The following is a 23,703-nucleotide window of genomic DNA, read 5'->3' on the forward strand; positions in this document are numbered from 1 at the left end:
TTGATTACAGCCTTGAAAACAGATACAGGTAAAGTCCGCCAGCATAATGAAGATGCGGCGGGCATTTTCACAAAAGAAGAAGCGGCGCTTGCGGTTGTCGCCGACGGCATGGGCGGTCACCTAGCCGGAGATGTGGCGAGCAGGATGGCGGTTGCAGCGATGGAAGAGCAGTGGAACCAAGCTGAAACGGTTCCTTCACTGCCATCTGATTGCGAGGTTTGGCTGAAAGACCGGATTCATGAGGCGAATGCCAAGGTATATGACCACGCTAAAGCGAATGAAGAATGCCGGGGAATGGGCACAACCGTTGTCTGCGCCTTATTCACGGGGAAATTTGTCACTGTCGCCCATATCGGAGACAGCCGGTGCTACCTGCTTCAAGACGGGGAATTCACTCAGCTGACTGAAGACCATTCGCTTGTGAATGAGCTGGTCAAGACGGGAGAAATTTCAAAAGAGGACGCCGAGCATCATCCGCGGAAAAATGTACTGACGAGAGCGCTGGGGACTGATGAAACCATCAGCCCCGACGCCCGTTCGTTTGAGCTTTCTGACGGCGATCAGCTGCTTTTATGCTCTGACGGACTGTCAAATAAAATAGAAGATCACGAGATCAAACAAATGCTTCAAGCCGAATCTGCGCCTCAGGAAAAGGTAGACCTTCTCATCAGCAAAGCGAATCAAAACGGCGGCGAGGACAACATCACGGCTGTATTGATTGAGCTTTCCGCAGATGCAAAAGAGGGTGAAGACAAGTGCTAACCGGCAAGCGGATCAGCGGGCGTTATCATATCCTCCGGCCCATTGGCGGCGGCGGAATGGCGAACGTTTTTTTAGCTGAGGACATCATTCTCGAACGTGAAGTCGCAATTAAGATTCTGCGGTTTGACTTTGTGAATGACATTGATTTTATCAGGCGTTTCAGAAGAGAAGCACAGTCGGCATCAAGCCTTGATCATCCGAATATCGTCAGTATTTACGATATCGGGGAGGAAGGCGACATTTATTATATTGTCATGGAATATGTGGAAGGCATGACGTTAAAGGAATACATAACCGCACACGGACCGCTTCATCCGAAAGAAGCGCTGTCTGTTATGGAGCAGATCGTCTCAGCCATCGCCCATGCCCATCATAACCATATCGTGCACCGGGATATCAAACCGCACAATATTTTGATAGATCATTTAGGACATATTAAGGTGACGGATTTCGGCATCGCCACAGCTCTCACTTCGACGACAATCACACATACGAATTCTGTGCTCGGCTCGGTTCATTATTTGTCTCCGGAGCAGGCGAGAGGCGGTCTGGCAACGAAAAAATCGGATATTTACGCGCTCGGCATCGTGCTGTTTGAGCTTTTAACAGGCAAAATGCCTTTTGACGGAGAATCAGCCGTCAGCATTGCGTTAAAGCACCTGCAAGCAGAAACGCCTTCCGCCAGAAAGTGGAACCCTTCCATTCCGCAGAGCGTGGAAAACATTATTTTAAAGGCAACCGCCAAAGACCCGTTTCACCGCTATGAAAGCGCAGAGGACATGGAAGCGGACATCAGAACGGCTTTTGACGCCGGCAGGCTGAATGAACAAAAATTCTCCGTGCAGGATGATGAGGAAATGACGAAAGCGATTCCCGTTATTACTGACGGTGCGATAGCCGCGCCGCAGGCGGAAACGCCGGCAGAGACGGATGATAAAGAACAGCCGTCCGCCAAAAAGAAGAAACGGAAATGGCCGTGGGTTTTGCTGGCTGTCTGCTTTATTTTCATAATGGCGGCTGTTCTTGCGGTCACCGTGTTCCCGTCTTTGTTTATGCCAAAAGAGGTAAGCGTCCCCGATGTACGGGGCATGAAGTACGAAAAAGCGGAAGCCCTGCTTGAAAAGAACGGCCTCCAAGCGGATCCTGATATGACGGACATTGAAGATGAAAAAATCGAAGAGGGATTAATGGTCAAAACTGATCCGAAAGCGGGTTCTGCCGTTAAAGAAGGCTCTTCTGTAAAACTGTACAAAAGCATCGGGAAACCGAAAACCCGGCTGATTGACGTGAAAGGCCGGCCGATCGATGATGCGAAAAAAACGCTTAAGGATAAAGGCTTCAAACATGTCAATGTAAAAGAAGAGAACGATGACAGTGCGGCTGGCACTGTAATTGATCAGAACCCATCAGCCGGCACCGACATGGTCGCAAGTGATGATGAAGTCAGCTTAACAGTCAGCCTCGGACCGGCGGACGTTACGCTGAGAGACTTAAAAACATACAGCAAAGAAGCGGCTTCCGGGTATCTTGAAGATAACGGCCTGCAGCTTGTTGAAAAGGAAGCTCACTCAGATGACGTGCCTGAGGGACAGGTCATGAAGCAAGAGCCGTCAGCCGGCACTGCGGTTAAGCCGGGAAGTGATGTTGAAGTAACGTTTTCGCTCGGGCCTGAAGAAAAACCGGCCAAAACGGTAAAAGAAAAAATCAGCATCCCCTACGAACCCGAACATGAAGGGGACGAGCTCGAAGTGCAAATCGCCATCGATGATAAAGACCACAGCATCTCTGATACGTATGATTCGTTTAAAATAAAAGAACCGACTGAAAAAACAATTGAACTGAAGATTGATCAGGGACAGAAGGGGTATTATCAAGTGATGGTCGATCATAAAGTCGTCAGCTACAAAACGATTGAATACCCGAAAGATAATGACTGACAAGGAGGGACCGTATGCCTGAGGGCAAAATTATTAAAGCGTTAAGCGGATTCTATTATGTCCTGGATGAATCACAGGACAAGATCATTCAATGCAGAGGCCGGGGCATTTTCAGAAAGAATAAAATAACGCCTCTGGTCGGCGATTATGCCGTTTATCAGGCTGAAAATGATAAAGAAGGCTACCTGTTGGAAATCAAAGAACGAACAAACGAGCTGGTCAGGCCGCCGATATCAAATGTGGACCAGGCCGTTCTCGTCTTTTCCGCCGTTCAGCCGGCGTTCAGCACGTCCTTATTGGACCGGTTTCTCGTTCTTGTGGAAGCCAACGGCATTCACCCGATCATCTGCATAACAAAAATGGACTTAGCTTCAGACGGGGAATCGAAAGAGAAGATTCTATCTTACATGAAAGACTATCAGGCGATCGGTTATGACGTATATGTGACGTCGTCAAAAGAAAACAGCGGCTTAACAGGCATTGTGAAACACTTCGCGAATAAAACCACGGTGTTTGCCGGGCAGTCCGGAGTCGGAAAATCTTCGCTTTTAAATGCGATCAGCCCGGAGCTTGAGCTGAAAACAAACGAGATTTCCACTCATTTAGGACGCGGGAAACATACGACACGCCATGTAGAGCTCATTCATACATCAGGCGGTCTTGTGGCGGATACTCCGGGGTTCAGTTCGCTTGAATTCACCGGCATTGAGGAAGAAGAGCTGGGCAGCACGTTCCCTGAGATCAGAGAAATAAGCGCCTCATGCAAATTCAGAGGCTGTCTGCATCTGAAGGAGCCGAAATGCGCGGTAAAGCAAGCGGTGGAAGAAGGAGACATTCAGCCGTACCGCTATGAGCATTACAAAGAATTTATGCAGGAAATAAAAGAGAGAAAGCCGAGGTATTAATATGATTAAGGTTGCGCCATCAATTCTTTCCGCCGATTTTGCTTCACTGGGCGAGGAAATTAAAGACGTGGAAAAAGGAGGAGCGGACTATATCCATATTGATGTCATGGATGGCCATTTCGTCCCTAACATTACAATCGGACCGCTTATCGTTGAAGCCGTCCGTCCAGTGACTGATCTGCCGCTGGATGTCCATCTTATGATTGAAAACCCGGACCGCTACATCCCAGCATTTGCAAAAGCCGGTGCGGACATCCTTTCCGTTCACGCTGAGGCGTGTCCGCATCTTCACCGGACCATTCAATTGATAAAAGAGCAGGGGATAAAAGCGGGAGTTGTGCTCAATCCGCATACGCCCGTTCAAATCATTGAACATGTGATCGATGAGTTGGACCTTGTGCTGTTAATGACGGTGAACCCCGGTTTTGGAGGTCAGCGCTTTATTCACTCGGTTCTTCCGAAAATCCGTCAAGTCAAACAGATGGCAGAGGAGAAAGGCCTCTCTGAACTTTTAATCGAGGTGGACGGGGGCGTTAATAAAGAAACAGCTCCTTTATGCGCTGAAGCGGGCGCTAATCTGCTTGTTGCCGGGTCCGCCGTATATAATCAGCCGGATCGGAAAAAAGCCATCGCTGAGATCCGAAACGCAGAATAAACATGCTGATAAAGAGCCCGGTGAAAGCCGCCGGCTCTTTTCGCGTCTGAGAGGGAAAGGAAAACATATGAAGACAATCAATATCGTTGCGGGCGGCCCTCGGGAGTTTATTCCCGATCTGTCCGAGTACACAGACGGAGATACGACGTGGGTCGGAGTGGATAAAGGGACGGTCGCTCTTTTGGAGGCCGGAATCGTTCCGCAGGAAGCTTTCGGTGATTTTGACAGCATTACGGAAGAAGAGCTCCTGCAGATTCAAAAAGCGGCGCCGGCCCTCCATGTGTATCAGGCGGAAAAAGATTATACCGATCTTGAACTCGCTCTTGACTGGGCTTTACAAAAAGAACCGGAGAACATTCGGATATTCGGTGTGACGGGCGGAAGAGCAGATCACTTTTTAGGGAACATTCAGCTTTTGTATAAAGCTTTAAATAAGGATACGGTTGTCAAGCTGATCGACCGGCAGAATGAGATTCAGATGTTCGAACCCGGCCGCTATACAATTGAAGAAAAAGTGCGCAGACGCTATATTTCTTTTATTCCGTTTTCGGAAGCCGCAGACGGCCTGACACTCATCGGTTTTAAATATCCCCTGGATAATTGTCATATTCCCCTGGGTTCCACACTATGTATTAGTAACGAACTCATTCATTCACGAGGTACTTTTTCGTTTGCAAAAGGCATATTAATAATGGTAAGGAGCGCGGATTAGAAAAGCGGCTTCTGCCATATGCGGAAAAAACCATGAATCCTAAAGTGATGAACGCAGCGGATACGGGACTTATAGGAGGGGACAAAATGAAATTTTATACCATTAAATTGCCGAAGTTTTTAGGAGGAATTGTCCGGGCGATGCTGGGCTCATTTAGAAAAGAGTAAGCCCAAGAAGCTGAATTGCCCTCTTTGAACGCATAAAAAACGCCTGCCGCATAAAAGGGCAGGCGTTCATTTTTGCTTATACACGCTCAACTTTACCGGATTTTAAAGCCCGGGCAGATACATACACTTTTTTAGGTTTGCCGTCAACGAGGATGCGGACCTTTTGAAGGTTGGCGCCCCAAGTACGCTTAGAAGCGTTCATTGCGTGAGAACGGTTGTTTCCGGCTTTTGTTTTTTTACCTGTAATAAAACATTTACGTGCCATTTGTTTCCCTCCTAACTGCGCGAAACATCTTTTCAAACATAGTGTCTCAGATGCTTTCGTTATACAATACTTTAAATAATTTACCACAGCTAAAAACCGTTTGCAACTATTGTTTCCCTTACTTTCAAGAAAAATCACTTGACATGTAAAACCAATCACATCTCCCGCGCTGAAGCGCCGCTTCTGTATCTTTTCTTTTCATAATGGGATACATATAGTAGAATAATGATAACTCTATGCACCTGAAGGAGGAACCTGTGTGTCCATTGAAATGAAGACAAAATACGGACAGATTGATATATCCAACGAAGTCATCGCAATGGTTGCCGGAGGCGCTGCCATTGACTGTTACGGAATAGTGGGGATGGCCTCCAAAAACCAGATTAAAGACGGTTTGTCTGAAATCCTCCGGAAAGAGAACTTCGCAAGAGGCGTACATGTCCGTCAGGAATCAGAACAAATACATATCGACATGTACATTATTGTCAGCTACGGCACTAAAATATCCGAAGTAGCTCACAATGTTCAGACGAAGGTAAAATACACAGTAAATCAAACAATCGGACTTGCAGTTGATTCTGTAAATATTTATGTCCAAGGCGTACGAGTAACGAACCCGTAGTGAGGAGGATGAGTATTGTCTAGACGAAACTTAGATGGGAGAGCTTTTGCGGCAATGATTCTGGCGGGGGCTGAGACATTGTCTCAAAACGCATCCGCGGTGGATGCGCTGAATGTGTTTCCCGTGCCGGACGGCGATACCGGAACAAACATGAATTTATCGATGTCATCAGGTGCAAGAGAGGTAGAGCACCTTGACTCACCTGACATCGGCAAAGTCGGCATCGCCCTGTCAAAAGGCCTGCTTATGGGAGCGAGAGGAAACTCAGGGGTGATCTTGTCCCAATTATTCAGAGGCTTCACAAAGAGCATTGAAAACAAAAAAGAAATAAACGCCCAAGAATTTGCCGCTGCACTCCAAGCGGGAGTGGATATGGCATATAAGGCGGTCATGAAACCGGTTGAAGGAACGATTTTAACCGTGGCGAAGGATGCGGCTAAAAAAGCGGTCGCCTCGGCCAAAGAAGAAACCGATATCATTGCGGTCATGGAGACTGTTATTGAAGAAGCGGAAGCGTCGCTGAACCGCACGCCGGACCTGCTGCCTGTTTTAAAGGACGTCGGTGTCGTTGACAGCGGCGGAAAAGGTCTGCTTTGTGTATATGAAGGCTTTTTGGCCTCCTTAAAAGGAGAGTCCGTACCGAAAAAAGCGGTTCTTCCGGCTCTGGATGATATGGTGAATGCCGAGCATCATAAAAGCGCGCAGAGCATGCTGAGTACAGAAGACATTGAATTCGGATTCTGTACGGAAGTGATGGTAAGGCTGGATCAAGATAAACGGACGTTCAAGGAAGAAACGTTCAGAAACGAACTGAGCCGTTACGGCGATTCATTGCTGGTTGTAGCTGATGATACGCTGGCGAAAGTTCATATTCATGCCGAAGAACCCGGGAACGTGCTCAATCTTGCACAGCGTTACGGCGATTTAATTAAAATCAAAATTGAAAACATGAGGGAGCAGCATACTTCCATTATCAGCCAAGAACATGATGAAAAAAAGCCGGCCGGCGTTATGAAAGAAGCCCGCAAGCCTTTTGGAATCGTGACCGTGGCAATGGGAGAAGGCATTTCTGAACTGTTTACGAGCATCGGCGCTTCACACGTAATCGAAGGCGGCCAGACAATGAATCCGAGCACGGAAGATATTGTGGAAGCCGTTCAGTCTGTCAATGCGGAAACGGTTTTCATTCTTCCGAACAATTCAAATATTGTGATGGCTGCCAATCAAGCGGCGAGTGTGGCTGAAGAAAATGTAATTGTCATTCCGGCAAAAACGGTGCCGCAAGGTATGACCGCCCTGCTTGCGTTTAACCCTGACCAGCCGGCTGATGTAAATGAAGCCAATATGCTTGAGGCCATCCGGAATGTGAAAAGCGGACAGGTGACATATTCAGTCAGAGACACCCATATTGACGGAAAGGATATTAAAAAAGGTGATTTTATCGGCATTTTAAACAGTTCGATTATCGGCAGCGCCGAAGATCGGATAAGTGCGGCGAAATTGCTGCTGGATGAAATGATCGGGGAAGAAGATGAAATCGTCACCATCCTGTACGGAGAAGACGCGCCGGAAGAAGAAGCTGAGAAACTCGCAGAATATATTACAAGCGTCTGTGAAGATATCGAGGTTGAAATCCATAACGGCAGACAGCCTCTGTACCCATATATAATTGCGGCAGAATAGAAGGGCTTATCAGGCCCTTCTATTCTTATGCCTATATTTACCTGCGGCAGTGCGGCAGTGCGCCTGCTTGCCAATTTATAAATGTTCAATTAGTCTAAAGAAAAGCGCTGAATCAAGTGATGTTAAGGAGGAACAAACCAGCATGAAATATAGAAGCGTTTTTGATATTATCGGCCCGGTAATGATCGGTCCGTCCAGTTCACATACCGCAGGCGCCGCCCGTATCGGCAGAGTGGCCAGAAGCTTATTCAGGCGGGAGCCCCGCCGGATTGTTGTGTCTTTTTACGGATCATTTGCAGAAACGTATAAGGGCCACGGCACTGATGTCGCGATTATCGGCGGCCTGCTTGATTTTGATACATTTGATGAGCGGATTAAAACAGCGATTCAAATTGCTGAAGACAAGGGCATATATATAGAGTTCCGCACAGAGGATGCTGTGCCCGTTCATCCGAATACGGCGCGTATCGTCATTTCTGATGATGAAGGGGAGCTTGCCCTTACCGGTATTTCAATCGGCGGCGGAAAAATAGAAATTACGGAGCTTAACGGTTTTGAGCTGCGTCTTTCCGGAAACCATCCGGCTATTTTAGTCGTTCATAATGATAAATTCGGCACGATTGCAGGCGTTGCCAATGTGCTTGCGAAATTCTCCATCAACGTCGGACATATGGAAGTGGCGCGCAAGGATGTCGGACAGCTTGCGCTGATGACGATTGAAGTCGATCAGAATATTGAAGAAGAAGTGCTGGACGAACTTTCAACACTTCCGAATATTATACAGGTTACTAAGATAGCTGACTAAAAAGTCAGGAGGAAAATGACATGTTTCGTAATGTAAAAGAATTAATAGAAATCACTCAAGAAAAACAGATTCCGATTTCAGAAGTAATGATCACTCAAGAGATGGAAGTGACGCAAAAAACACGGGAAGAAATCTTTCAAGGAATGGAGCGTAATCTCTCCGTCATGGAAGCTGCGGTTGAAAAAGGGCTGAAGGGTGTCACGAGCCAGACCGGTTTAACAGGCGGAGACGCCGTGAAACTTCAGGCATACATCCAATCGGGTAAAAGCCTGTCAGGCAATCTGATTTTAGACGCCGTTTCTAAAGCTGTGGCGACAAATGAAGTCAATGCGGCGATGGGAACGATCTGCGCCACGCCGACCGCCGGTTCTGCCGGGGTTGTGCCGGGAACGTTATTCGCCGTAAAGCATAAGCTGAACCCCACGACGGAACAAATGATCCGATTTCTGTTTACGGCCGGAGCGTTCGGTTTTGTCGTAGCAAATAATGCGAGTATTTCAGGAGCTGCCGGAGGCTGTCAGGCGGAAGTCGGATCAGCATCAGGTATGGCGGCCGCTGCGATTGTGGAAATGGCGGGCGGAACGCCTCAGCAATCAGCAGAAGCAATGGCGATTACGCTTAAAAATATGCTCGGTCTCGTATGTGATCCGGTCGCCGGCTTGGTAGAAGTGCCGTGTGTCAAACGAAACGCAATGGGAGCATCCAACGCAATGATCGCGGCAGATATGGCGCTGGCCGGAATTACAAGCCGAATTCCTTGCGATGAAGTAATTGACGCGATGTACAAAATCGGCCAGACGATGCCGACAGCATTGCGTGAAACGGGACAAGGCGGTTTAGCCGCGACACCGACGGGAAGAGAATTAGAGAAGAAAATTTTCGGAGGAGCGCTGAAATCAAGTGAAACACCATCAGCAAACTAGTATAGCGGAGATTAAGGGCATTGGGCCGGAAACAGAAAAAACATTGCAAGAATTGGGTATCTATGACATTTCTGATCTTCTGAATTATTTCCCTTACCGTTATGATGACTATGAGCTGAGGGATTTGGAAGAAGTTAAACATGAAGAAAGAGTTACAGTAGAAGGGAAGGTTCATTCAGAACCTTCTCTTACCTATTACGGCAAAAAACGAAACAGGCTGACATTCAGGGTGCTTGTCGGCAATTATTTAATTACCGCGGTCTGCTTTAACCGTCCGTACTTAAAAAAGAAACTGACGCTCGGTTCTGTCGTCACGATATCCGGGAAATGGGATAAACACAGGCAGACCATTTCTGTGCAGGAATTAAAAAACGGGCCTCATCAAGAAGATAAAAGCATTGAGCCTGTTTATTCCGTTAAAGAAAACGTCACCGTTAAAATGATGAGGCGGTTTATTAAGGAAGCTTTGAAGCACCATTTGGACAATATTGCCGATCCGCTTCCTGAAAAATTGAGAATCAGTTACAAGCTGCCTGATTACAAACAAGCCCTGCAGACGATGCACCAGCCGGAAACGAGGGAATCGTTACAGCAGGCAAGACGCAGGTTTGTTTACGAAGAATTCTTATTATTTCAGCTGAAAATGCAGGCGTTCCGTAAAGCGGAAAGAGAACAGTCAAAAGGCATCAGCCATGTGTTTCCGGCTGAAAAGCTCGCCGCTTTTACAGCCAGCCTTCCGTTTTCGCTCACGAACGCACAGATGCGCGTGCTCCGTGAAATTACCGCTGATTTGACATCTCCTTACCGTATGAACCGTCTGCTGCAAGGCGATGTCGGGTCAGGGAAAACGGCCGTCGCCGCCATCGCTTTGTACGCTGCGATCCTGTCGGGGTATCAGGGGGCTTTAATGGTGCCGACTGAAATTCTGGCCGAACAGCATGCCGACTCTCTCGTATCGTTATTTGCAAATGAAGATGTGAACATCGCGCTTTTGACGAGTTCTGTTAAAGGAAAGCGGCGCAGAGAGCTTTTGGAGCGGCTTGCTCTCGGAGAAATTGATATTTTAGTAGGGACCCATGCTTTAATCCAGGATGAAGTGGAATTTAAAGCGCTGAGCCTTGTCATTACGGACGAGCAGCATCGGTTCGGGGTCGACCAGCGCAAAAAACTCAGGAATAAAGGCCAGGACCCGGATGTGCTGTTTATGACAGCCACCCCGATACCGAGAACATTAGCCATTACCGTCTTCGGAGAAATGGATGTTTCCGTTATAGATGAAATGCCCGCGGGACGAAAACAAATCGAAACGTATTGGGTGAAACACGACATGCTGGAGCGGATTTTGGCTTTTATTGAAAAAGAGCTGAAGCAGGGAAGGCAGGCCTATATTATCTGCCCGCTCATTGAAGAGTCGGATAAGCTGGATGTTCAGAATGCGATTGACGTATATAACATGCTGTCTGAGGTTTACCGCGGCAAATGGAATGTCGGTCTGATGCACGGGAAGCTCCATTCTGATGAAAAAGATCAGGTGATGAGAGAATTCAGCGCCAATCAATGTCAGGTTCTTGTGTCAACAACTGTCGTAGAAGTCGGGGTGAACGTGCCGAATGCGACGATTATGGTCATCTATGACGCCGACCGTTTCGGGCTGTCTCAGCTCCATCAGCTCCGCGGCCGGGTCGGACGGGGAGACCATCAGTCTTTCTGCATCTTGATGGCCGATCCGAAATCCGAAACCGGGAAAGAACGGATGAGAATCATGTCGGAGACAAACGACGGCTTTGAACTGTCTGAAAAGGACCTTGAGCTGCGCGGTCCCGGCGATTTCTTCGGGAAAAAACAGAGCGGTATGCCCGAGTTCAAGGTGGCGGATATGGTTCATGACTACAGAGCTTTGGAAACGGCCCGCCAGGATGCGGCCAATCTGGTGTCATCAGAGGCTTTTTGGAAAGATGACGAGTACCGCATGCTCCGCGCTCAACTGCTCTCAAGCGGTGTCTTAGAAGGGGAGAAATTAAGCTGATTCTGCAAAATTGGGCGGCTTTCAAAAAACAATCATTGCATTCCAATCTATGAAATTATATACTACTATTAGTACCTAGTCTTAATTGTCCGGATGGTGTTTACAGATGAGAAGAAGCAAGAAAGAACGCCAAAAATTATTGCAGCAGACGATCAAATCGACACCCTTCATCACAGATGAAGAATTAGCGGGGAATTTCGGCGTCAGCATTCAGACGATCCGCTTAGACCGCTTGGAGCTCTCAATACCGGAGCTGAGAGAAAGAATTAAAAACGTGGCAGAACAAACGCTTGATGATGAAGTGAAATCACTGTCGTTAGATGAAGTGATCGGTGAAATCATTGATCTGGAGCTTGACGGCCAGGCCATTTCTATATTAGAAGTAAGACGCGAACATGTTTTCAGCCGCAATCAAATTGCGCGGGGGCATCATTTGTTTGCGCAGGCGAACTCACTCGCCGTAGCCGTCATTGATGATGAGCTGGCGCTGACCGCAAGCGCAAATATCCGCTTTACAAGACAGGTGAAAGAAGGCGAGCGCGTCGTTGCGAAAGCCAAAGTGACGGCAGTCGAAAAAGAAAAAGGCAGAACGGTAGTTGAAGTCAACAGCTATGTGGGAGAAGAAGTCGTGTTCTCCGGCATCTTTGACATGTACCGTTCAAAACAATCATAAAGGTGGAGCATGCATGAGAATAGCTGTAGATGCAATGGGAGGAGACAACGCACCCAAAGCTGTTATTGACGGAGTAATGAAGAGTATTGAGGCTTTTGACGATATTCATATTACGCTGGTCGGTGACAAGACAACGATAGAATCACACTTGCCAACAACATCAGACCGCATCACCGTATTGCACGCCGATGAAGTGATTGAACCGACGGATGAACCGGTCCGCGCCGTACGCAGAAAGAAAAACTCTTCTATGGTGCTGATGGCGCAGGAAGTGGCTGAAAACAGAGCGGACGCCTGCATCTCAGCGGGGAATACGGGCGCTCTCATGACAGCGGGACTGTTTATCGTCGGCAGAATTAAAGGAATCGACCGGCCGGCTCTTGCGCCGACGCTTCCGACCGTATCAGGGGACGGTTTCCTTCTTTTGGACGTGGGAGCCAATGTCGATGCCAAACCGGAACACCTTGTCCAGTACGGAATTATGGGATCTGTATATGCACGGCAGGTTCTCGGAATCAGCTCGCCCCGCGTCGGCTTGTTAAATGTCGGCACAGAAGAAAAGAAAGGAAACGACCTGACAAAAAAGACGTTTGAATTATTAAAAGAAACAAACGTGAATTTTGTCGGAAACGTTGAGGCGAGAGACTTGCTGGAAGGCGCTGCTGACGTCATAGTCACAGACGGCTTTACGGGCAACGTCACTCTGAAAACATTGGAAGGTTCAGCGTTATCGATTTTCAAAATGCTGAAAGATACACTGACGTCAAGCTTTGTTTCTAAGCTGGCAGCGGGAGTGCTAAAGCCGAAGCTGATGGAAATGAAACTGAAAATGGACTATTCTGAGTACGGCGGAGCGAGTCTTTTCGGACTGAAAGCGCCTGTGATTAAAGCGCACGGCTCTTCTGACGCACGCGCTGTTTACCACGCGGTGCGCCAGGCGAGAGAAATGGTGAGCCAAAACGTGGCCGCATTTATAGAAGAAGAAGTAAAAGAAGAAAAAACAGATGAGTAGTCTGGAGGTTACCGCATCATGAGTAAGATTGCATTTTTATTTCCCGGACAGGGATCACAATATATCGGTATGGGAAAAGACCTGTACGAACGTGAAGAAGCGTCAAAACGTATTTTTGATGAAGCGGATGAAACGCTTGAAACAAAGCTGAGCTCGCTCATTTTTGAAGGTGACGCTGAGGAATTAACCCTTACATACAATGCGCAGCCTGCGCTGTTGACAACAAGCATTGCCGTATTGGAAAAGTTTAAAGAATCCGGCATCACACCGGATTTCACAGCCGGACACAGTCTCGGAGAATATTCGGCGCTTGTTGCGGCGGGAGCGATGACATTTAAAGATGCCGTTTACACGGTAAGAAAACGGGGAGAATTCATGAATGAAGCCGTGCCTGCGGGAGAAGGCGCAATGGCCGCTATTCTGGGGATGGATGCGGAGTCCTTGAAAAAGGTGACGGATCAAGTGACAGAAAACGGCCATCTCGTACAGCTTGCAAACCTGAACTGTCCCGGCCAGATCGTGATTTCCGGAACGGCAAAAGGCGTGGAGCTGGCTTCAGAAGAAGCGAAGAACAACGGCGCAAAACGGGCGATCCCATTAGAAGTAAGCGGACCGTTCCATTCTGAATTAATGAAGCCCGCGGCGCAAAAACTTGAAGACGTGCTCAGTGCCTGTGATGTAAAGAATGCGGCTGTTCCCGTTATTTCAAACGTTTCGGCTGACGTCATGACAGACAAAGACGATATCAAAAAGAAACTGATCGAACAGCTGTATTCACCTGTACGCTTTGAAGAAACGATTAACAAACTGATTGACGAAGGCGTCACGACGTTTGTTGAAATTGGGCCCGGCAAAGTGCTTTCAGGCCTTGTGAAAAAAGTGAACCGCCGCCTTAAAACAATCGCGGTTTCTGACCAAGAAACCATTGAACTGGCGATTCAAACGCTGAAGGAGGAGAATCAGGATGCTTAATGAAAAAACAGCAGTGGTAACAGGAGCGTCCCGCGGAATCGGGCGGGCGATCGCGCTTGATCTTGCGAAAAACGGCTGCAACGTAGTAGTCAACTATTCCGGAAATGAAGCGAAAGCGAACGAAGTCGTAGATGAGATCAAATCTATGGGCCGAAACGCGATCGCGGTAAAAGCTGATGTATCAAATTCCGAAGAAGTACAAAACATGATGAAAGAGGCTGTCGCTGAATTTTCTTCAATCGACATTCTCGTCAACAATGCGGGGATTACAAAAGACAATCTTCTCATGAGAATGAAAGAAAATGAATGGGATGACGTCATCAACATTAACCTGAAAGGTGTTTTCAACTGCACGAAAGCCGTGACAAGACAGATGATGAAACAGCGCTCCGGCCGGATTATCAACGTATCATCAATCGTCGGCGTCAGCGGAAACCCCGGTCAGGCGAACTATGTGGCGGCCAAAGCCGGTGTGATCGGCTTGACAAAATCATCAGCCAAAGAGCTTGCAAGCCGCAATATTACGGTCAATGCGATTGCTCCGGGCTTTATTTCCACGGATATGACGGACAAGCTTTCTAAAGAAGTCCAAGATGAAATGCTGAAGCAGATTCCGCTCGCGCGTTTCGGGGAACCTTCCGATATCAGCAGCGTTGTCACGTTCCTTGCTTCTGAAGGATCGCGTTATATGACGGGCCAAACCCTTCATATTGACGGCGGAATGGTGATGTAAAGATTTGTTTTTAAAATTTCATCCTAGTTTCTCTAGTTTTTTAAAAACGAATCCACTATAATACTTGAGGGGAGGTGAATTGCTATGGCAGATACATTAGAGCGTGTAACGAAAATCATCGTAGACCGCCTTGGCGTTGATGAAGCTGACGTCAAACTTGAAGCTTCTTTCAAGGAAGACTTAGGTGCTGATTCCCTAGATGTAGTTGAGCTTGTTATGGAACTTGAAGACGAGTTTGATATGGAGATTTCTGACGAAGATGCTGAAAAGATTGCAACAGTCGGCGACGCTGTGAACTACATACAAAACCAGCAATAAGCTGATGCTAAAAGTCCCGCCTGACAGCGGGGCTTTAGCCCTTTAATCGTGCGGTTACCGGCGTCTGACGCTGTACGCGCTGCCGATTCCGTTTACGGCGGGGAGCGCGGTGAACCTGATGTGCCTATGGAGGTTACTATGTCAAAACACTCACATTTTAAAGATAAAAAAAAGTTCTATAAAAAAATAGAGCAGTTTAAAGAGTTCCAAGAACGGATTTCGGTTCATTTTCAAAACGAGAAACTTTTGTATCAAGCATTTACACATTCATCTTATGTGAATGAGCATCGGAAAAAGCCGTATGAAGACAATGAAAGGCTTGAATTTTTAGGTGACGCTGTTTTGGAACTGACGATCTCCCAATTCTTATTTGCCAAATATCCGGCCATGAGTGAAGGAGATTTGACGAAGCTGAGAGCCGCTATCGTATGCGAGCCGTCACTCGTCTCCCTTGCCCACGAATTGTCATTCGGCGATCTTGTTCTCTTGGGTAAAGGAGAAGAAATGACGGGCGGCAGAAAGCGTCCTGCGCTTTTAGCGGATGTGTTTGAAGCGTTTATCGGCGCACTGTATCTGGATCAGGGCCTTGAGCCGGTTCAGCAATTCCTGAAAGTGTACGTGTTCCCTAAAATAAACGATGGTGCTTTTTCTCATGTGATGGATTTCAAAAGCCAGCTTCAAGAATTTGTACAGCGGGACGGGAAAGGATCGCTTGAGTACAAAATTCTCAATGAAAAAGGGCCCGCCCACAACCGGGAATTCGAGGCGCTTGTCTCTCTTAAAGGTGAGGCGCTCGGTATCGGGAACGGACGTTCCAAAAAAGAAGCCGAGCAGCATGCGGCACAGGAAGCTCTTGCAAAATTGCAAAAACACCATACGAAACAATAAAATCCCCCTGTACCCCTAGGGGGATTTCAATATGTATGCGCCTGATATAAGCGGTTGATTATGATAATATTGAGATACTTATACGATAAGGAGGATCTGGGATGTTCCTCAAACGTTTAGACGTTATAGGATTTAAATCATTTGCAGAACGGATATCCGTTGACTTTGTAAAAGGCGTCACGGCCGTTGTCGGGCCAAACGGCAGCGGAAAAAGCAACATCACCGAAGCCATCCGCTGGGTGCTCGGCGAACAATCAGCCCGCTCGCTTCGGGGCGGAAAAATGGAAGATATCATTTTTGCAGGAAGTGACTCACGCAAGCGGCTGAATCTTGCCGAAGTCACTTTAACACTTGATAATGAAGATCATTTTCTCCCGATCGATTATCACGAAGTCAGCGTGACGAGACGGGTATACCGTTCCGGAGAAAGTGAATTTCTCATCAACAATCAGCAGTGCCGCCTGAAAGACATCATTGACTTATTCATGGACTCCGGGCTCGGAAAAGAAGCGTTTTCCATTATCAGCCAGGGGAAAGTCGAAGAGATTCTCAGCAGCAAAGCGGAAGACCGCCGCAGTATTTTTGAAGAAGCGGCCGGCGTGCTGAAATATAAAACAAGAAAGAAAAAAGCGGAAAACAAGCTGTTTGAGACGCAGGATAACTTAAACAGGGTGGAAGATATTCTCCACGAGCTTGAAGATCAGGTCGAACCGCTTAAAATCCAGGCATCAATCGCCAAAGACTACTTAGAAAAAAAGAAAGAGCTTGAGCATGTCGAAATCGCCCTTACCGCTTTTGATATCGAAGAACTGCATGGCAGATGGTCGGGTTTAAAAGAAAAGGTGCAGGCGGCAAAAGAAGAAGAATTGGCGGAATCATCGGCGATATCTGCTAAAGAAGCGATGATAGAAGAGACGAGAGATAAAATTCACGCGCTTGATGAATCCGTCAACGAGCTGCAGCAGGTTCTGCTCGTGACCAGTGAAGAGCTTGAAAAGCTGGAAGGCCGGAAAGAAGTGCTCAAAGAGCGCAAAAAAAACGCCGCGCAAAACCGGGAACAGCTTGAGGAATCCGTTACACATTACACGAACAAAGAAGCCGAACTGAAAGCGGACATCGAAAAACAGTCTGCCGTCTTTGATAAGCTGCGTGCGGAAGTGAAACGGTTAGATGCTCAGGTGAAAGAAAAGCAGCAGGCTCTCAGTCTGCATAATGAAAACGTAGAAGAGAAAATCGAACAATTAAAAAGCGATTACTTTGAATTGTTAAACAGCCAGGCGTCGATCCGCAACGAGCTGCAGCTTTTAGATGACCAGATGTCCCAATCTGCCGTTCAGCAGGCGAGACTGACCGCAAACAATGAAAAATATCTTCAGGAACGAAATGATATTTCCGTCCGCAAAGCGGCGTGCGAAGAAGAATTGGCCGCCGTTGAAGCGGACATTCACAATCAGGTCGGCCGCTACCGCGAAGTCCAGACCGCATATGAACAGAAAAAACGCCAGTATGAAAAGAAAGAATCAGCGCTGTATCAAGCGTATCAATTTGTACAGCAGGCCAGATCCAAAAAAGATATGCTTGAAACGATGCAGGGCGATTTTTCAGGGTTTTACCAAGGTGTAAAAGAAGTGCTGAAACAGAAAGAGCAGCTTGGCGGCATCCGCGGCGCCGTTCTCGAACTGATTTCCACCGAACAAAAATATGAAACGGCGATCGAAATTGCACTCGGCGCAGCGGCGCAGCACGTTGTCACAGACGATGAGCAGGCGGCGCGGAAAGCGATTCAATATTTAAAACAGAATTCCTTCGGCCGCGCGACGTTCCTGCCGCTTACGGTCATGAAGCCGCGCCAGCTCCAAACCCGTGATGAACAGACGGCTTCGAAGCATCCTTCTTTTCTCGGCACAGCGAGCGGGCTTGTCACGTATGATGCGGCATATCGAAATGTCATTCAAAACCTTCTCGGCACCGTGCTGATCACTGAAGATTTAAAAGGCGCGAATGAACTGGCCAAGCTTCTCGGTCACCGCTACCGCATCGTGACGCTTGAGGGCGATGTCGTTAATCCGGGCGGATCAATGACGGGCGGCGCAGTCAAAAAGAAAAACAATTCTCTGCTCGGCAGAAGCCGGGAGCTTGAGACGGTAACTGCGCGGCTTGCTGAAATGGAAGAAAAAACAGCTCTGCTTGAAAAAGAGGTCAAAACACTGAAACAGGCTATTCAAGAGCTTGAACATACGCTGAGCAGTCTCCGGGAAGACGGTGAAGCTTTCAGAACAAAGCAGCAGGATGTAAAAGGCAGGCTGTATGAACTCGAAGTCGCTGAAAAGAACATCAATACCCACCTGGAGCTTTACGATCAGGAGAAAGCATCACTAACGGAAAGCAGCCGGGACAAAGAGACGCGTAAATCAGCGCTGGAAGAACAGCTGAGTGAGGCATCAGGCCAGCTGAAAGAACTTGAGGAAGAGATGGACAGGCTGACAAAACAAAAGCAGACCCTATCCTCAACAAAAGAAACGCTCTCTCATGAACTGACAGAATGTAAAATTGCCGCAGCGAAAAAAGAACAGGCGTGCTCGAGTGAAGAAGACAATCTCAAGAGGCTGAGAAAAGAGCTTGAAGAAACGCAGCTCGCTCTGAAAGAAACACGGGAAGATTTAAGCCTGCTGACCTCAGAGATGACGTCCAGCACAAGCGGCGAGGAGCAGCTTGAAGAAGCGGCTCAACACAAGCTTCACGATAAAACGAGAACGATCGAATTGATTGCCAGCCGGCGCGACCAGCGCGTAAAGCTCCAGCGGGCTCTTGATACGAATGAGCTTGAGCTGAAAGAGATGAAGCGGCTGTACAAGCAAAAAACAGAAATTCTGAAAGATGAAGAGGTAAAACTCGGCCGGATGGAAGTTGAGCTTGATAATCTGCTGCAATATTTACGCGAGGAGTACAGCTTATCTTTTGAAGGGGCAAAAGAAAAATATCAGCTCGAAATCGAGCCTGAAGAGGCGAGAAAACGGGTCAAACTGATCAAACTTTCAATTGAAGAGCTTGGCGCGGTCAATCTCGGCAGCATCGATGAATTTGAAAGAGTGAACGAACGGTATCAGTTTTTAACAGAGCAGAAAAATGATCTGACGGAAGCGAAAAATACACTGTTTCAAGTCATTGAAGAAATGGATTCTGAAATGTCGAAGCGATTCCATGAAACGTTTATACAGATCCGTTCGCAATTCAACGACGTGTTCCGTTCCCTGTTCGGAGGAGGACGAGCTGAATTGAAGCTGACCGAACCGAATGACCTTCTCAACTCCGGCGTGGACATTATCGCGCAGCCTCCGGGCAAAAAACTGCAAAACTTAAATCTTTTGTCAGGGGGAGAACGGGCGCTGACGGCCATTGCCCTTTTATTCTCCATTTTGAAAGTAAGGCCAGTGCCGTTCTGCGTGCTTGATGAAGTGGAAGCTGCGCTTGATGAAGCCAATGTATTCAGGTTTGCGCAATACTTAAAAAAATACAGCGGCGACAGCCAGTTTATCGTCATCACCCACAGAAAAGGCACCATGGAGGAAGCGGATGTCCTTTACGGTGTTACAATGCAGGAATCCGGCGTTTCCCGAATGGTGTCGGTCAAACTGGAAGAAACAAAAGAATTCGTTCAGTAACGAGGAAAGAGGTTGAAAGATGAGCTTTTTTAAAAAATTAAAAGAGAAAATCACGAAACAGACAGACTCCGTCTCTGAAAAATTTAAAGATGGCCTTGAAAAAACAAGAAATTCCTTCTCAAATAGAGTGAACGAACTCGTCTCCCGCTACCGAAAAGTCGACGAAGATTTCTTCGAAGAGCTTGAGGAAGTCCTGATTGGCGCTGACGTCGGTTTTACAACGGTCATGGAGCTGATTGACGAGCTCAAAAAAGAAGTGAAGCTGAAAAACATCCAGGACCCTCAGGAAGTGCAGTCCGTCATTTCTGAAAAACTCGTCGAAATTTATAACAGCGGCAACGAAGAGATTTCTGAATTGAATATTCAGGACGGGCGCTTAAACGTTATTCTGCTTGTCGGCGTAAACGGCGTCGGAAAAACGACAACGATCGGAAAACTTGCCCATAAGCTGAAGAATGAAGGTAAATCCGTTGTGCTTGCTGCCGGAGACACCTTCAGAGCCGGAGCGATTGAACAGCTTGAAGTGTGGGGAGAGCGTACAGGCGTGCCTGTCATTAAGCAGGCTGCCGGAAGCGACCCTGCGGCGGTTATTTACGATGCCGTACACGCGGCTAAAGCAAGAGGCGCGGATGTGCTGATTTGTGATACGGCCGGCCGCCTTCAGAATAAAGTAAACTTAATGAAAGAGCTTGAAAAGGTCAAACGCGTCATCGAACGCGAAGTGCCTGAGGCTCCGCATGAGGTTCTGCTCGCGCTCGACGCGACGACTGGCCAGAACGCGATGGCGCAGGCGAAAGAATTCTCCAAAGCGACGAATGTGACGGGTATCGCGTTAACGAAGCTTGACGGCACCGCAAAAGGCGGAATTGTTTTGGCGATCCGCAATGAGCTTCATATTCCCGTGAAACTGGTCGGCCTCGGAGAAAAGGTTGACGATCTGCAGCGGTTTGATGCAGAATCTTACGTATACGGTCTCTTTTCGGATTTAGTTGAAAAAGCGGAAGAATAGACAGTCTGTTTCAGCCGGGCGCAAAAAAGCGCTCCGGCTGTTCGCTTATAAAAGCGGCGGAAAACACCAGCAAACTGACAGGGCGAATACCTGCATTCATTGACAAGATAAAAACTTGACAGACGCTCTGAAACCATGTAAACTATGTTTTTGTAAAGGGATTTGACTTAACAAAGGGGAGAGCTCAAATGTCGCTCGAAAAAACGACGAGAATGAACTATTTGTTTGACTTCTATCAGTCGTTGCTGACGTCAAAACAAAAGAGCTATATGTCGCTTTATTATCTGGACGATTTCTCCCTTGGTGAAATAGCCGAAGAGTATGACGTTTCAAGGCAAGCCGTTTATGATAACATCAAACGGACAGAAGCGATGCTTGAACAATATGAAGAAAAACTGCTCCTTTTTAAAAAGTTTCAGGAGCGTAAAGAAATGTTTACAAAGCTGAAAGAGCTTGCTTCCGGCTTGCAGGAAGAAGAAAAAATGACGGCTCTGATTGAAGCGCTTGAGAAATTAGATTAGGAGGCGGCAAACAATGGCATTTGAAGGATTAGCCGACCGACTGCAAAAGACGATTTCAAAAATCCGCGGAAAAGGAAAAGTCAGCGAACAAGACGTAAAAGAGATGATGCGTGAAGTTCGTCTTGCGCTTCTTGAGGCTGACGTTAACTTTAAAGTCGTAAAGGATTTTGTGAAAAAAGTAAGTGAACGGGCTGTCGGACAGGACGTCATGAAGAGTCTGACACCCGGCCAGCAGGTTATTAAAGTCGTAAAAGAAGAGCTTACCGAGCTGATGGGCGGCGAAGAAAGCAAAATTGCCGTCGCCAAACGCCCGCCGACCGTTATTATGATGGTCGGGCTCCAAGGTGCCGGTAAAACGACAACCACAGGGAAGCTTGCCAACCTGCTGCGCAAAAAACATAACCGCAAACCGCTGCTCGTGGCTGCGGATATTTACCGCCCCGCTGCGATTAAGCAGCTGGAAACACTGGGGAAACAGCTTGATATGCCGGTCTTTTCTCTTGGCGATCAGGTCAGCCCGGTGGAAATCGCCAGACAGGCGATTGAAAAAGCGAAGGAAGAGCATCATGATTACGTGATTTTAGATACCGCCGGACGGCTGCACATCGATCACGAACTGATGGATGAGCTCTCCGGCGTAAAAGAAGTCGCAAATCCTGAGGAAATTTTCCTTGTCGTCGACTCGATGACCGGTCAGGATGCGGTAAACGTCGCCAAAAGCTTTAATGACCAGCTCGGTTTAACGGGTGTTGTTTTAACAAAGCTTGACGGGGATACCCGCGGAGGTGCGGCGCTTTCTATCCGCGCAGTCACTGAAACGCCGATTAAATTCGCCGGAATGGGAGAAAAACTCGACGCTTTAGAAGCGTTCCATCCTGAGCGGATGGCATCCCGGATTCTCGGAATGGGTGACGTGTTAACCTTGATTGAAAAAGCTCAGGCGACTGTTGATGAAGACAAAGCCAAAGAGCTTGAGCAGAAAATGAGAACGATGAGCTTCACATTGGATGATTTTCTGGAGCAGCTCGGTCAGGTCCGAAACATGGGGCCTCTTGACGAACTGCTGCAAATGATGCCCGGCGCAGGCAAAATGAAAGGCTTAAAAAACATCCAAGTGGATGAAAAACAGCTGAATCATGTGGAAGCGATCATCAAATCAATGACTGTTCTTGAAAAAGAACAGCCGGATATCATCAACGCCAGCCGGCGGAAGCGGATCGCTAAAGGAAGCGGAACATCCGTTCAGGAAGTCAACCGTCTTTTAAAGCAGTTCGAGGAAATGAAAAAAATGATGAAGCAGATGACAAACATGTCAAAAGGGAAGAAAAAAGGCTTTAAATTACCTTTTATGTAATCGGTTATACATGATAAAACCGTTGTTAAGAAAAAACACTTTACAAACACTTTTATCATTGTTAATATACTATCTTGTTGAAATATTTTCGGAGGTGCTAGTAAAATGGCAGTAAAAATTCGTTTAAAACGTATGGGAGCAAAAAAATCTCCTTTCTATCGTATTGTTGTAGCAGATTCTCGTTCACCGCGTGACGGCCGTTTCATCGAAACAGTCGGCACATACAACCCGGTTGCAAAGCCGGCTGAAGTGAAAATCAACGAAGAGCTTGCTCTTAAATGGCTGCAAACAGGAGCTAAACCTTCTGATACAGTCCGCAACTTGTTCTCAAGCCAAGGAATTATGGAAAAATTCCACAACGCTAAACAAGGCAAGTAATGACTGATCAGAACTTGGAAGATTTGATTGTCAGCATTGTGGCTCCGCTTGTCGACCATCCGGAAGACATAACGGTCACAAAAGAAGAGACCGATCAAAAGATTGCGCTGCGCTTATCTGTCAATAAGTCAGATACCGGTAAAATTATCGGAAAGCAAGGCCGGACTGCAAGAGCGATTCGAACCGTCGTTTTTGCAGCTGGCGCACAGTCTTCTAAGAAAGTTCAATTTGAAATATTTGACTGAAAGGGAGAGGGCCGGCACCTCCCCTTTTTTTACACGTAAAAAAAGCAAATGAACAGAAATATGTTGGAAGAGTGGGGAGTCTGGTGCTATGCAGATTATTCACAGGGTAACCGTTATGCAGGTTCTGACCGAGCAAAGTAAAGAAAAGCTTTTGGCCTCTTTTGCAGAAAAAAAGCAAACGCTTGAACGAGAATGCAGCCAGCTCTATTTTCAGCTTAGAAAACATGAAAAAGATCAGCAGAATCCCGATGTGGCGGAATCTTTTAAAAAAGCCATTGAAAAGAGACAAGACAAAATCAAAATGATCGATTTCCAAATAAGCCAGACACACTCGCTCCCGCTCGGAAGCGAAGTGAAGGAAAAGGAGATCGATGCGCTGCTTTCAATTGACGTCGGTGATAACTGGCATGAAAAAACAGCGGCAAATACCATCGTCATAAAAGACGGGGTAGTGATTGAAATTCGCCCGAGGTGAT

Annotated in this window: 25 protein-coding genes; 24 read left to right on the top strand and 1 reads right to left on the bottom strand. The window is 47.3% G+C overall.

The window, feature by feature from the left end:
* The 6 genes from ACW5MY_RS08550 to spoVM all read left to right on the top strand — a co-directional run bounded on the left by ACW5MY_RS08550 (nt 1) and on the right by spoVM (nt 5,138).
* A complete protein-coding gene (locus ACW5MY_RS08550) occupies nt 1-762 on the top strand; it encodes a Stp1/IreP family PP2C-type Ser/Thr phosphatase (RefSeq protein WP_014470410.1) in 762 nt (253 codons plus the stop codon).
* A complete protein-coding gene (gene pknB, locus ACW5MY_RS08555; protein ID WP_014470409.1) occupies nt 756-2,699 on the top strand; it encodes a Stk1 family PASTA domain-containing Ser/Thr kinase in 1,944 nt (647 codons plus the stop codon). The genes ACW5MY_RS08550 and pknB overlap by 7 nt, the downstream gene beginning before the upstream one ends.
* Before the next feature lie 14 nt (nt 2,700-2,713).
* Nucleotides 2,714-3,604, top strand: coding sequence for a ribosome small subunit-dependent GTPase A (rsgA, locus tag ACW5MY_RS08560; RefSeq protein WP_014470408.1), 891 nt, complete (start codon nt 2,714-2,716; stop codon nt 3,602-3,604).
* Between the two features lies 1 nt (nt 3,605).
* Nucleotides 3,606-4,259, top strand: a complete 654-nt coding sequence (gene rpe / locus ACW5MY_RS08565; RefSeq protein ID WP_014470407.1) for a ribulose-phosphate 3-epimerase — start codon at nt 3,606-3,608, stop codon at nt 4,257-4,259.
* 67 nt (nt 4,260-4,326) lie between these two features.
* Nucleotides 4,327-4,971: a thiamine diphosphokinase gene (locus ACW5MY_RS08570; RefSeq protein WP_013352223.1), complete on the top strand. Its 645-nt coding sequence runs from the start codon at nt 4,327-4,329 to the stop codon at nt 4,969-4,971.
* Nucleotides 4,972-5,057: 86 nt separating this feature from the next.
* On the top strand, nt 5,058-5,138 hold the full coding sequence (spoVM, locus tag ACW5MY_RS08575; protein ID WP_003154329.1) for a stage V sporulation protein SpoVM: 81 nt from the start codon (nt 5,058-5,060) through the stop codon (nt 5,136-5,138).
* A gap of 76 nt (nt 5,139-5,214) precedes the next feature.
* Here spoVM and rpmB read toward each other — a convergent pair whose 3' ends face one another.
* Nucleotides 5,215-5,403 (bottom strand): 50S ribosomal protein L28, encoded by a 189-nt coding sequence (gene rpmB, locus ACW5MY_RS08580; protein ID WP_003154328.1) that lies wholly within the window; start codon nt 5,401-5,403, stop codon nt 5,215-5,217.
* A 259-nt stretch (nt 5,404-5,662) separates the two neighbouring features.
* Here rpmB and ACW5MY_RS08585 point away from each other — a divergent pair, with 259 nt between their 5' ends.
* The 18 genes from ACW5MY_RS08585 (at nt 5,663) to ACW5MY_RS08670 (ending at nt 23,702) form a co-directional block, all read left to right on the top strand.
* Nucleotides 5,663-6,025 carry an Asp23/Gls24 family envelope stress response protein gene (locus ACW5MY_RS08585; protein ID WP_013352224.1) on the top strand — a complete coding sequence of 121 codons (363 nt, stop codon included), beginning with the start codon at nt 5,663-5,665 and terminating at the stop codon, nt 6,023-6,025.
* A gap of 15 nt (nt 6,026-6,040) precedes the next feature.
* The gene (locus tag ACW5MY_RS08590; protein WP_013352225.1) at nt 6,041-7,708 is read left to right on the top strand and encodes a DAK2 domain-containing protein; all 1,668 of its coding nucleotides are present in this window, start codon (nt 6,041-6,043) and stop codon (nt 7,706-7,708) included.
* Between the two features lie 142 nt (nt 7,709-7,850).
* The gene (gene sdaAB, locus ACW5MY_RS08595; RefSeq protein ID WP_013352226.1) at nt 7,851-8,513 is read left to right on the top strand and encodes an L-serine ammonia-lyase, iron-sulfur-dependent subunit beta; all 663 of its coding nucleotides are present in this window, start codon (nt 7,851-7,853) and stop codon (nt 8,511-8,513) included.
* A gap of 20 nt (nt 8,514-8,533) precedes the next feature.
* Nucleotides 8,534-9,436 (top strand): L-serine ammonia-lyase, iron-sulfur-dependent, subunit alpha, encoded by a 903-nt coding sequence (gene sdaAA / locus ACW5MY_RS08600; RefSeq protein WP_013352227.1) that lies wholly within the window; start codon nt 8,534-8,536, stop codon nt 9,434-9,436.
* Nucleotides 9,414-11,462: an ATP-dependent DNA helicase RecG gene (recG, locus tag ACW5MY_RS08605; RefSeq protein WP_013352228.1), complete on the top strand. Its 2,049-nt coding sequence runs from the start codon at nt 9,414-9,416 to the stop codon at nt 11,460-11,462. Before sdaAA ends, recG begins: the two co-directional genes overlap by 23 nt.
* Nucleotides 11,463-11,568: 106 nt before the next feature.
* Nucleotides 11,569-12,135 (top strand): transcription factor FapR, encoded by a 567-nt coding sequence (gene fapR, locus ACW5MY_RS08610; RefSeq protein WP_013352229.1) that lies wholly within the window; start codon nt 11,569-11,571, stop codon nt 12,133-12,135.
* 13 nt (nt 12,136-12,148) lie between these two features.
* On the top strand, nt 12,149-13,147 hold the full coding sequence (plsX, locus tag ACW5MY_RS08615; protein WP_013352230.1) for a phosphate acyltransferase PlsX: 999 nt from the start codon (nt 12,149-12,151) through the stop codon (nt 13,145-13,147).
* Between the two features lie 18 nt (nt 13,148-13,165).
* Nucleotides 13,166-14,119: an ACP S-malonyltransferase gene (gene fabD, locus ACW5MY_RS08620; RefSeq protein WP_013352231.1), complete on the top strand. Its 954-nt coding sequence runs from the start codon at nt 13,166-13,168 to the stop codon at nt 14,117-14,119.
* Entirely contained in the window at nt 14,112-14,852 is a 741-nt protein-coding gene (fabG, locus tag ACW5MY_RS08625) for a 3-oxoacyl-[acyl-carrier-protein] reductase (RefSeq protein WP_013352232.1), read from the top strand. The genes fabD and fabG overlap by 8 nt, the downstream gene beginning before the upstream one ends.
* A gap of 84 nt (nt 14,853-14,936) precedes the next feature.
* Nucleotides 14,937-15,170 carry an acyl carrier protein gene (gene acpP / locus ACW5MY_RS08630; protein ID WP_003154310.1) on the top strand — a complete coding sequence of 78 codons (234 nt, stop codon included), beginning with the start codon at nt 14,937-14,939 and terminating at the stop codon, nt 15,168-15,170.
* Between the two features lie 138 nt (nt 15,171-15,308).
* Nucleotides 15,309-16,058, top strand: a complete 750-nt coding sequence (gene rncS / locus ACW5MY_RS08635; RefSeq protein ID WP_013352233.1) for a ribonuclease III — start codon at nt 15,309-15,311, stop codon at nt 16,056-16,058.
* 101 nt (nt 16,059-16,159) lie between these two features.
* On the top strand, nt 16,160-19,720 hold the full coding sequence (gene smc / locus ACW5MY_RS08640; RefSeq protein WP_014470405.1) for a chromosome segregation protein SMC: 3,561 nt from the start codon (nt 16,160-16,162) through the stop codon (nt 19,718-19,720).
* 19 nt (nt 19,721-19,739) lie between these two features.
* Nucleotides 19,740-20,729, top strand: coding sequence for a signal recognition particle-docking protein FtsY (gene ftsY / locus ACW5MY_RS08645; RefSeq protein ID WP_013352235.1), 990 nt, complete (start codon nt 19,740-19,742; stop codon nt 20,727-20,729).
* A 188-nt stretch (nt 20,730-20,917) separates the two neighbouring features.
* Nucleotides 20,918-21,250, top strand: a complete 333-nt coding sequence (locus tag ACW5MY_RS08650; RefSeq protein ID WP_003154299.1) for a putative DNA-binding protein — start codon at nt 20,918-20,920, stop codon at nt 21,248-21,250.
* Nucleotides 21,251-21,263: 13 nt separating this feature from the next.
* Nucleotides 21,264-22,604, top strand: a complete 1,341-nt coding sequence (gene ffh, locus ACW5MY_RS08655; protein WP_013352236.1) for a signal recognition particle protein — start codon at nt 21,264-21,266, stop codon at nt 22,602-22,604.
* Nucleotides 22,605-22,709: 105 nt separating this feature from the next.
* Complete coding sequence (rpsP, locus tag ACW5MY_RS08660; RefSeq protein WP_003154296.1) at nt 22,710-22,982, top strand: 30S ribosomal protein S16; 273 nt, start codon at nt 22,710-22,712, stop codon at nt 22,980-22,982.
* A complete protein-coding gene (locus ACW5MY_RS08665; protein ID WP_007611392.1) occupies nt 22,982-23,227 on the top strand; it encodes a KH domain-containing protein in 246 nt (81 codons plus the stop codon). Before rpsP ends, ACW5MY_RS08665 begins: the two co-directional genes overlap by 1 nt.
* A gap of 88 nt (nt 23,228-23,315) precedes the next feature.
* Nucleotides 23,316-23,702: a YlqD family protein gene (locus ACW5MY_RS08670; RefSeq protein ID WP_013352237.1), complete on the top strand. Its 387-nt coding sequence runs from the start codon at nt 23,316-23,318 to the stop codon at nt 23,700-23,702.
* Nucleotide 23,703: the final 1 nt, after the last annotated feature.

It is taken from the genome of Bacillus sp. Bwzl_19, assembly GCF_054900515.1.

Excerpts from the sequence above, each read along its gene's own strand:
- rncS (WP_013352233.1), top strand. The coding sequence starts at position 15,309 with ATGTCAAAACACTCACATTTTAAAGATAAAAAAAAGTTCTATAAAAAA.
- ffh (WP_013352236.1), top strand. The coding sequence starts at position 21,264 with ATGGCATTTGAAGGATTAGCCGACCGACTGCAAAAGACGATTTCAAAA.
- ACW5MY_RS08650 (WP_003154299.1), top strand. The coding sequence starts at position 20,918 with ATGTCGCTCGAAAAAACGACGAGAATGAACTATTTGTTTGACTTCTAT.
- fabG (WP_013352232.1), top strand. The coding sequence starts at position 14,112 with ATGCTTAATGAAAAAACAGCAGTGGTAACAGGAGCGTCCCGCGGAATC.
- sdaAA (WP_013352227.1), top strand. The coding sequence starts at position 8,534 with ATGTTTCGTAATGTAAAAGAATTAATAGAAATCACTCAAGAAAAACAG.
- rpmB (WP_003154328.1), bottom strand. The coding sequence starts at position 5,403 with ATGGCACGTAAATGTTTTATTACAGGTAAAAAAACAAAAGCCGGAAAC.
- ftsY (WP_013352235.1), top strand. The coding sequence starts at position 19,740 with ATGAGCTTTTTTAAAAAATTAAAAGAGAAAATCACGAAACAGACAGAC.
- rpsP (WP_003154296.1), top strand. The coding sequence starts at position 22,710 with ATGGCAGTAAAAATTCGTTTAAAACGTATGGGAGCAAAAAAATCTCCT.
- plsX (WP_013352230.1), top strand. The coding sequence starts at position 12,149 with ATGAGAATAGCTGTAGATGCAATGGGAGGAGACAACGCACCCAAAGCT.
- rsgA (WP_014470408.1), top strand. The coding sequence starts at position 2,714 with ATGCCTGAGGGCAAAATTATTAAAGCGTTAAGCGGATTCTATTATGTC.
- smc (WP_014470405.1), top strand. The coding sequence starts at position 16,160 with ATGTTCCTCAAACGTTTAGACGTTATAGGATTTAAATCATTTGCAGAA.
- ACW5MY_RS08665 (WP_007611392.1), top strand. The coding sequence starts at position 22,982 with ATGACTGATCAGAACTTGGAAGATTTGATTGTCAGCATTGTGGCTCCG.
- rpe (WP_014470407.1), top strand. The coding sequence starts at position 3,606 with ATGATTAAGGTTGCGCCATCAATTCTTTCCGCCGATTTTGCTTCACTG.
- acpP (WP_003154310.1), top strand. The coding sequence starts at position 14,937 with ATGGCAGATACATTAGAGCGTGTAACGAAAATCATCGTAGACCGCCTT.
- ACW5MY_RS08670 (WP_013352237.1), top strand. The coding sequence starts at position 23,316 with ATGCAGATTATTCACAGGGTAACCGTTATGCAGGTTCTGACCGAGCAA.
- spoVM (WP_003154329.1), top strand. The coding sequence starts at position 5,058 with ATGAAATTTTATACCATTAAATTGCCGAAGTTTTTAGGAGGAATTGTC.
- fapR (WP_013352229.1), top strand. The coding sequence starts at position 11,569 with ATGAGAAGAAGCAAGAAAGAACGCCAAAAATTATTGCAGCAGACGATC.
- sdaAB (WP_013352226.1), top strand. The coding sequence starts at position 7,851 with ATGAAATATAGAAGCGTTTTTGATATTATCGGCCCGGTAATGATCGGT.
- ACW5MY_RS08570 (WP_013352223.1), top strand. The coding sequence starts at position 4,327 with ATGAAGACAATCAATATCGTTGCGGGCGGCCCTCGGGAGTTTATTCCC.
- fabD (WP_013352231.1), top strand. The coding sequence starts at position 13,166 with ATGAGTAAGATTGCATTTTTATTTCCCGGACAGGGATCACAATATATC.